The following is an 8,171-nucleotide window of genomic DNA, read 5'->3' as shown; positions in this document are numbered from 1 at the left end:
GCGCGGTGCTGGCCGGGGCCGGCCACACCCTGCCCGAACCCGAACTGACCCGGACCGCCCGCGCCTTGGAGGCGGCCGGCGCGCTGCCGGGCGGCGTGGAACCGGAGGAGATCCCGGCCGACCTCGCGGAGCTGTGGGCGGTGCGGGACCAGAGCGCGGAGCTGCACCGGGCCGCCTACACGGGCCTGTCCCGCCGGGTGGCGCTGCCGGATGCCGGGCTGTACGACGCCCTGTACGACCGGCACATGACACCCGCCGCCTGGACGCCCTACCCCGATTCCGCCCGGGTGCTGCGCACGCTGCGCGACCGCGGTGTGGGCGTCGGCGTGGTCAGCAACATCGGCTGGGACCTGCGCCCGGTCTTCCGCGAGCACGGCCTCGACGCCTGTGTGGACGCCTACGTCCTGTCGTACGAGCACGGGGTGCAGAAGCCTGATCCGCGCCTGTTCTCGGTCGCCTGCGAGGCGCTCGGCGCGGATCCGCGGCGGGTGCTGATGGTCGGTGACAACCGGGCGGCGGACGGCGGCGCCGCCGCCCTCGGCTGCCGGGTGCACTTCGTGGACCACCTGCCGACGGAGCACCGCCCCGACGGGTTGCTGCCGGTGCTGGACCTGGTGGTCTGACCAGAGCGGCCGACGTCCCCTCCCGCCGCCTCACCGCTCCTCGGACGGCTCGGGCTGCTCGGGCTGCTCGGGTGCGGCCCGGTCGTCGATGACGATCCGGAGAGGTGTTCCGTCGCCGTCACGGCCCGGGTTGCCGGTGATCGCCTGCACGGAGGCGATGATCTTCAACCGGATGTGGTCGGCGATGGCCCGTGTCACGGGGTTGCCTGTCGTGCCGATGACGTGGGTGAGGCTGGTGAGCGCGGCCACGAGGCTGGGACCGGAGAAGCGGACACTGACGAATCCGTCGCGATCCTCCACCTTGCCGGGGATGTGGAAGTGCTGTTCGTTCCCGGCCACCTGGATCAGGAAGGCCCAGGTGTCACGGTGCGCCTCCAAGGTGGCGTGGGCGACCCCCGCGGCGGCACGGAGGACGCTCGCGTCCGGCTCACCCGCGTCGGCGATGCCGCCTCCGGCCTCCCGCTGCGGCTCGGGGCCGGTCGGCCGGGGCTCTGCCTGCGGGGCCGGCTCCGGCGTCGGCTCGGGCGGGTTGGCCGTGTCCGACGCGGACTGCGGGCCCGCGAACCGTGTCGTGAGCCTGTCGTCGAGCCGGGCGACGGCTCCGCGCACGGCTGCGAGTTCGCTGCCGATGGTGGCGAGCGGCCCGGACACGGTCTCGTCGGTACGGGCCATCGCGTCGCGGGCGACGGCGTTAACCTCCGCGAGACCCTCCATGGTGTGCTGCTGGTCGGCGACTTGTTGCCGCACCGGCGGCGAAGTCCGCGCTAAGTTTGCCGAGTTGCTCGGAGATCCAGTACACCGCTCACACCGTCAGGCAGGCCCTCGTGGCGAGACTCGGGAGTTCGGTGCCGTCCGTCTGGGACGCTCCCCCGCGTCGCCCCAGACGAACGGCTGCTCCGGACGGGCCCCCAGGCATGGGGGTACCCCGATGCGTTGAGTATAGTTGGCTGGCAGCCAGTCAACGCAGGAGTTACAGGATGTCCCCGCGCAGCGCCTCGGTCAATGAAGAATTGCGGCGGCGTTCCCGGGAACGGCTGCTGCAGGCCGCCGTGGAGCTGGTCGGTGAGCACGGATTCGACGCCACGACGTTGGGCGACATCGCGGACCGGGCCGGTTCGGCGCGCGGACTGGTGTCGTACTACTTCCCCGGCAAGCGCCAGTTGGTGCAGTCCGCCGTGCACCGGCTGATGCACCGCACGCTGGAGGAGGCCCTGGAGCGGGAGCCGCAGACCGAGGACGGCCGGGAGCGGCTGGCCCGGGCCATCGACGCGATCCTGGGCCTGGCCCGGGACCGGCCCGTGCTGATGCGCCAGCACATGGCGGGCCTGCTCCAGGCCGAGGGCTTCGTGCAGTGCCCGGAGCAGCGCCGGCTCGCCGAGCTGCTCAGCGACACCGTCGCCCGGTACGGCGCGCAGGACGTCACGGCCGACTACCCGATGCTGCGGGCCTTGTTGATGGGCTCGGTGTACGCGGCACTGGTGCCGGGGGTGCCGATGCCGGTGCCGACGCTGCGGGCCGAGCTGTTCCAACGGTACGGTTTGGACTGGGAGATGGGGGCGCCCCCGGAGAGCGAGCCGGGGCCGGGAGCGGGGAACGAGGATCTGTCCCGGTTCTTCGCCACGGAGGAGCGGCCGGGCAAGCCCTGACGGGTGCGGGTCGCCCGGGCGGCGCGCCGGGCGGGTGCCGAGTGAGGGAAGCCGCCGTTCCGGGCGCCTGCGTGACGGGTGTCGCGATCGGCCGGAGGGCGTGCCGGCGACCGCCCCCCCCTTGCGACCATGACAGCGAGTACCGGGGCGGCGCGACCTCGTCCCCTGTGCGGCCCGATGCCCCCGCGCGACGAGCTGACGGCCCTCCACGCCCCACGGGCCGGCCGGGCACGGCGCGACCCCGGGTGACCGGCCGCCGGTCAGGGCGCGCCGGCCGCCGCGCACCCGTGGCCCGTGACCCCGCGGCCCCGCTCAGCGCCTCCCGCCCGCCACCACGCCGCGCGCCTGCACACGCGGACCCTCCAGCCGGTCGGTGAGAGGCCGTCGGGGCGGCGAGGGTCAGGGGTGGTCGGGCCTTGATCCGGCGCACGCGCAGCGGAATCACATGATCACATTCCATACGAGCGGACGCATCGGTCACCCCACCGGCCCCTGCCGCCGGGCGCCCCTGAGTGCCATGCTGGAGCCGTCCGCACACCCTCCTTCGGGCGAGGAGTACCGCTGTGCTGCGTGTCGCCGTCGTCGGTTCCGGGCCGAGTGGGTGTTACACGGCCCAGAGCCTGATTCAGCGTGATCCCGAAGTCCACGTGGACGTCCTGGACCGGCTGCCGTGCCCCTACGGCCTGGTCCGCTACGGCGTCGCCCCGGACCACGAGAAGATCAAGTCCCTCCAGGGCAGCCTGCGGACGGTGCTGGAGCACGAGCGGGTGCGGTTCCTCGGCGGGGTCCGGGTGGGCGGCCCCGGCGGCCTGCCGGTGGAGCACCTGCGCGGGCTCTACCACGCGGTGGTCTACTGCGTGGGCGCCGCCACCGACCGACGGCTCGGGATCCCCGGCGAGGAGCTGCCGGGCAGCTGGTCCGCGACCGAGTTCGTGTCCTGGTACAGCGCCCACCCGGACGCGGCCGACGCGGGCTTCCTGCGCGGGGTGCGGTCGGCGGTGGTCATCGGGGTGGGCAACGTCGCCGTGGACGTGACCCGGATGCTGGTGAGGGGCGCGGCGGAGCTGCGGCCCACGGACATCCCGCAGGCCGCGCTGGACACGCTGGCGGCGAGCGGGCTCACCGAGGTGCAGATGGCGGGCCGGCGCGGCCCCGCCCAGGCCCGTTTCACCACCAAGGAACTGCGCGAGCTGGGCGGGCTGCCCGGCACCGAAGTGACCGTGGACCCGGCCGAGCTGGCGCTCGATCCGGCCGATCCCGGCGCGCTGCCGGCCGGGCCGCGGCGCAATGTGGAGGTGCTGCGCGACTGGGCGGCGCGGCCCGCCACGCCGGCCGCCCGGCGGATCCGGCTGCGGTTCTTCCTGCGCCCGGTGGAGCTGCTCGCCGAGGGCGGCCGGGTGGCTGCCGTCCGCTTCGAGCGGACGGCGCCGGACGGTGCCGGCGGTGTGACCGGCACGGGCCGGTACGAGGACGTGCCCGCGCAGTTGGTGCTGCGCTCGGTGGGCTATCGCGGAGTGCCCTTGGAGGGGCTGCCGTTCGATCCGGCGAGCGGCACGATCCCGCACCGGGAGGGCCGTGTCCTGCGCGACGGCGTGCCCTCCCCCGGCGAGTACGTCGCCGGATGGATCAAGCGCGGCCCGACGGGGGTCATCGGCACCAACCGGCCCTGCGCCAAGGAGACGGTGACCTCCCTGCTGGCGGACGCTCCCGCCCTCGGCCGCGCGGACGTGCCGGCGGACCCGGTGGAGGCCCTCCGGGCGGCCGGTGTCGCCCCCGTGTCCTGGGACGGCTGGCTGGCGATCGAGCGGGCCGAGGCCGAGCTGGGGGCGCGGCTGGGGCGCGGCGTGGTCAAGCTGGCCGACTGGGACACCCTGCTCGGGGCGGCGCGGGTGCCGTAGCACCTCGTCGGCCGGCGGGGAGCGTCCGTACCTCGCGACCGATCGGGGGCCTGCTTACCTCACGGCAGGCGGGGAGCGTCGTACCCCACGGCCGATGGGGAGGCTCCGGCGGGGAGGGCAGGACACACAGCGGCAACAGTCTGGAAATCAACAAACTGTTCAAGACCCTTACGGTCTCGTCCTGTTCGGATGCCACTCCCCACCCGCCGCTGATGGAGTCCCCATGGCCACGACCGCAGACGTGCACCCCGTCGACGAGATACCCCCGGCACGCCGGCTGGCCGCCTTCGGGCTGCAGCACGTGCTCGCGATGTATGCGGGCGCCGTCGCGGTGCCGCTGATCGTGGGCGGCGCGATGCAGCTGCCGCCCGCCGACCTGGCGTACCTGATCACCGCGGACCTGCTGGTGTGCGGCATCGCCACGCTCATCCAGTGCGTCGGGTTCTGGCGGTTCGGGGTCCGGCTGCCGATCATGCAGGGGTGCACGTTCGCGGCCGTGTCGCCGATGGTGCTCATCGGGACGACGGAGGGCGGGCTGCCCGCGATCTACGGCTCGGTGATCGTCGCCGGGCTGGCGATCATGCTGCTCGCGCCGGTCTTCGGCAGGCTGCTGCGCTTCTTTCCGCCGCTGGTGACCGGCACGGTGATCCTGATCATCGGCGTCTCACTGCTTCCGGTCGCGGGCAACTGGGCGGCGGGCGGCGCCGGCGCTGCCGACTTCGGGGAGCCGAGGAACCTGGCGCTCGCGGCCTTCGTCCTGGCCGTGGTGCTCGGCGTGCAGCGGTTCGCGCCCCCCGCCCTCTCCCGGGTCGCCGTGCTCATCGGCATCGGGGTCGGCCTGGCGGTCGCCGTGCCGTTCGGATTCACCGACTTCAGCGGGGTCGGGGACGCCGACTGGGTGGGCATCAGCACGCCGTTCCACTTCGGGGCGCCGGAGTTCCGGGCCTCCGCGATTCTTTCGATGCTCGTGGTGGCGCTCGTGAGCATGACGGAGACCACCGGGGACATGATCGCCGTCGGCGAGCTGACCGGGCGGAAGGTCGAGCCGCGCACCCTCTCCGACGGGCTGCGCGCCGACGGCCTGTCGACCGTGCTGGGCGGGGTGTTCAACACCTTCCCGTACACGGCGTACGCGCAGAACGTGGGCCTGGTCGGGATGACCCGGGTGCGCAGCCGCTGGGTGGTGGCCGCGGCCGGCGGGATCCTGGTGCTGCTCGGTCTGCTGCCCAAGCTGGGCGCGGTGGTCGCGGCGATCCCGGCGCCGGTGCTCGGCGGGGCCGGTCTGGTGATGTTCGGGACGGTCGCGGCGAGCGGCCTGCGGACGCTGGCCGGGGTCGGCTTCCGGGGCAACGACAATCTGACCGTGGTGGCCGTCTCGGTGGCGATCGGCGTGCTGCCGGTGGGCGTGCCCACGGTGTACGAGAAGTTCCCGGACTGGTTCCAGACGGTGATGAACAGCGGCATCAGCGCGGGCTGCCTGTCCGCGATCGTGCTGAACCTGCTCTTCAACCACCTGCCGGCGAAGCGGGGTTCAGCCGCTGTCGCCGGATCGGGCGGCCTGCCGGTCGGCGGCGGCGAGAAGGCTGTCGAGCAGGCCCGGGAAAAGACCGTCTAGATCGTCCCGGCGCAGGCCGTTCATCTTGGCCGTCCCCCGGTAGACCTGCCGGATGACCCCGCTCTCCCGCAGCACCCGGAAGTGGTGCGTGGTGGTGGACTTGGTCACCGGCAGGTCGAACTGCGAACAGCTCAACTCCCCCTCGTCCGCCGCGAGTTCGCGTACGATCCGGAGCCGCATCGGGTCGGAGAGCGCGTGCAGGACGGTCTCCAGCCGGATCTCCTCGCGCGCCGGGTGCGGCAGCGCGCGGCCGGTGGTGGCGGTATCGGTCACGGCGGCTGCCTCCTCGTCACGGGATTCTTCGGCTTCCAGCATTGTACGAGAGCCGTCGTAGTTTGACATCACTCGTAGTACGAGGGGTATCGTACGAAGGCATCAGCGGTCCGTGACGAATGGAGTTCCGTCGTGAGCGCGCTCTTCGAGCCCATCACCCTGCGTGAAGTGACCATCCCGAACCGGGTGTGGATGGCCCCGATGTGCCAGTACTCGGCCGAGCCGGAGGGCCCGCTCGCAGGCGCCCCGCACGACTGGCACTTCGCGCACTACGCGGCCCGGGCCACCGGGGGCACCGGCCTGATCGTGGTGGAGGCCACCGCGGTCTCGCCCGAGGGCCGGATCTCCCCGTACGACCTCGGCCTGTGGAACGACACGCAGGTGGAAGCCTTCCGCCGGATCACCCGCTTCCTCGCCGCGCAGGGCACCGTGCCGGCGATCCAGCTCGCCCACGGTGGCCGCAAGGCCTCCACCGACCAGCCGTGGAAGGGTGGCGCGCCGGTCGGACCGGAGGCGCACGGCTGGCAGCCGCTCGCCCCGAGCGCGCTGGCGTTCGACGAGCGCCACCCGGTGCCGACCGAGCTGACCGTCGAGGAGATCGGCGAGATCGTCGGCCAGTTCGCCGCCGCCGCGCGCCGGGCGCTCGCCGCGGGCTTCGAGGCCGTCGAGGTCCACGGCGCCCACGGCTACCTGATCAACGAGTTCCTCTCCCCGCACTCCAACCACCGCACCGACGCCTACGGCGGCTCCTACGAGAACCGCACCCGGTTCGCCCTCGAAGTCGTGGACGCCGTACGGGAGGTGTGGCCCGCGGACAAGCCGGTGTTCTTCCGGATCTCGGCCACCGACTGGCTCCAGGACGGCGGCTGGACCGCGGAGGACACGGTCCGCTTCGCCGGCGACCTGCACGCCCACGGCGTCGACCTGCTCGACGTCTCCACCGGCGGCAACGCCTCCGGCGTGACCATCCCGACCGGGCCGGGCTACCAGGTCCCGTTCGCCGCCCGGGTGAAGACCGAGACCCCGCTGCCGGTCGGCGCCGTGGGGCTGATCACCGAGGCCGGGCAGGCCCAGAAGATCCTGGAGAACGGCGAGGCCGACGTGGTGCTGCTCGGCCGCGAGCTGCTGCGCAACCCGTCCTGGGCCCGGCACGCCGCCCGCGAACTGGGCGCGGAGGTCCGGGTGCCGGACCAGTACCACCGCTCGGTCTGATCCCGACCGGGGGCTCAGCCCGCCCCTCGGGCACCGCGCCTGGGCGGCCCGCCCGGGCACACCGCCCGAGCCCCAGTCCGGCCGCCCACCGGCCGCCCACCGGCCGACTCAGCCTGGCCCGGCCGCCGACGAGGGGCCGGGCCCCGGTCGGCCGCCTGCCGGTCGGGCCGCCGACGAGGGGCTGGGCCCCGGTCGGCCGCCTGCTGGTCGGGTGAGCCCGGACGGCCGCCCACCGGTCCGACGCATGCGGACCGACCGCCCGCCCGCCGGTTCAGCCGTGGCCGCCCGCCCTCCGGTTCAGCCGTGGCCGCCCGCCCGCCGGTTCAGCCGTGGCCGCCCGCCCTCCGGTTCAGCCGTGGCCGCTCGCCCGCCGATTGAGCGCGGACAGCCGCCCGCCGGTTCAACCGTGACCGGCCGCCCTCCGGTTCAGCCGTGACCGCTCACCCTCCGGTTCAGCCGTGGCCGCTCGCCCGCCGATTGAGCCCGGACAGCCGCCCGCCGGTTCAACCGTGACCGGCCGCCCACCGGCCGGTTGAGCCGGACGGACGCCTCCCGGTCAGTCGCAGCCGAGCCGGCCACCCGCCCGCCGGTTCAGCCCGGACGGCAGCCCTCCGGCAGTTGCAGCGGGACAGCAGGCCGCCTGCCCGACCTGCGGGGCCGGCTCTGGGCCGGGGACACCGAGCTGGTCGGCACGCTCTTCCGGCGCGCGGCCGAGACCGCCCGCGCGATCGTCGTCGCCGCCCACGCCCCTTCGCTCGCGCTGCTGGAACACCTGACCGAGGCCCCGTCGGTTGAACCCGGGGCCCGTTGCTGCCGGTCAGTTGGGCCGGGTCCGTTGCTGCTGGTCAGTCGGGCCCGGACCGGCCCCCACCGGTCAACGCAGCCGGGGGTCGGCCCCGGGCGG

At 74.1% G+C, this 8,171-nt stretch carries 7 protein-coding genes; 5 read left to right on the top strand and 2 right to left on the bottom strand.

Features of this window, described 5'->3' with window-relative positions:
- A partial coding sequence (locus CCN44_RS19110; protein ID WP_107502085.1) for an HAD family hydrolase occupies positions 1–623 on the top strand: 623 nt, incomplete at its 5' end.
- 30 nt (positions 624–653) lie between these two features.
- Here CCN44_RS19110 and CCN44_RS19105 read toward each other — a convergent pair.
- The gene (locus tag CCN44_RS19105) at positions 654–1,370 is read right to left on the bottom strand and encodes a hypothetical protein (RefSeq protein WP_086698371.1); all 717 of its coding nucleotides are present in this window, start codon (positions 1,368–1,370) and stop codon (positions 654–656) included.
- A gap of 230 nt (positions 1,371–1,600) precedes the next feature.
- Between CCN44_RS19105 and CCN44_RS19100 the strand changes: the two genes are divergently transcribed.
- From CCN44_RS19100 to CCN44_RS19090, 3 genes are all read left to right on the top strand, one after another.
- A complete protein-coding gene (locus CCN44_RS19100) occupies positions 1,601–2,269 on the top strand; it encodes a TetR/AcrR family transcriptional regulator (protein WP_059247872.1) in 669 nt (222 codons plus the stop codon).
- A 563-nt stretch (positions 2,270–2,832) separates the two neighbouring features.
- Positions 2,833–4,167, top strand: a complete 1,335-nt coding sequence (locus CCN44_RS19095; protein ID WP_086698370.1) for an FAD-dependent oxidoreductase — start codon at positions 2,833–2,835, stop codon at positions 4,165–4,167.
- 223 nt (positions 4,168–4,390) lie between these two features.
- Complete coding sequence (locus CCN44_RS19090) at positions 4,391–5,782, top strand: nucleobase:cation symporter-2 family protein (protein WP_086698369.1); 1,392 nt, start codon at positions 4,391–4,393, stop codon at positions 5,780–5,782.
- Here the strand turns inward: CCN44_RS19090 and CCN44_RS19085 are convergent.
- Positions 5,699–6,097, bottom strand: a complete 399-nt coding sequence (locus tag CCN44_RS19085; protein ID WP_086698368.1) for an ArsR/SmtB family transcription factor — start codon at positions 6,095–6,097, stop codon at positions 5,699–5,701. The genes CCN44_RS19090 and CCN44_RS19085 overlap by 84 nt on opposite strands.
- 90 nt (positions 6,098–6,187) lie before the next feature.
- Here CCN44_RS19085 and CCN44_RS19080 point away from each other — a divergent pair, with 90 nt between their 5' ends.
- Positions 6,188–7,267 (top strand): NADH:flavin oxidoreductase/NADH oxidase, encoded by a 1,080-nt coding sequence (locus CCN44_RS19080; protein ID WP_086698367.1) that lies wholly within the window; start codon positions 6,188–6,190, stop codon positions 7,265–7,267.
- Positions 7,268–8,171: the final 904 nt, after the last annotated feature.

The organism is Streptomyces tricolor (assembly GCF_002155905.1).
Classification (GTDB): Bacteria; Actinomycetota; Actinomycetes; order Streptomycetales; family Streptomycetaceae; genus Streptomyces; species Streptomyces tricolor.
Note: the sequence above shows the minus strand (reverse complement) of the source record. Positions and strands in the feature narration are given on the sequence as shown.